Genomic DNA, 292 nt, shown 5'->3' with positions numbered 1-292 from the left:
CTGACCTTCAACGGCGACAGCGGCAGCACCAATATCGAAAAACTCGGCTCCACCGTGACCGTTGCCGGCGACGACAACATCACCACTGAAGCCCAAGACGATAAAGTGACCGTCAAGCTGAACAAAGACCTGGTGGTAGACAGCGTCAAAGCCGGCGACACCACCGTGAACAACGACGGTGTGAAAGTAGGCGACGATGTTGCATTGACCCAAGACGGCGTTAAAGCAGGTGATGTCAAACTGACCAAAGACGGATTGAACAACGCCGGCAACAAAGTGACCAACGTAGCCG

Annotated in this window: 1 protein-coding gene; it reads left to right on the top strand. The window is 54.5% G+C overall.

Annotated elements, in window-relative coordinates; translation table 11 throughout:
• The coding region (locus HMPREF2952_RS11305) for a hypothetical protein (protein ID WP_159069378.1) at positions 1–292 on the top strand (292 nt) is incomplete at both ends.

It is taken from the genome of Neisseria sp. HMSC068C12 (assembly GCF_001814095.1).
GTDB classification, from domain to species: Bacteria; Pseudomonadota; Gammaproteobacteria; order Burkholderiales; family Neisseriaceae; genus Neisseria; species Neisseria perflava.
Note: the sequence above shows the minus strand (reverse complement) of the source record. Positions and strands in the feature narration are given on the sequence as shown.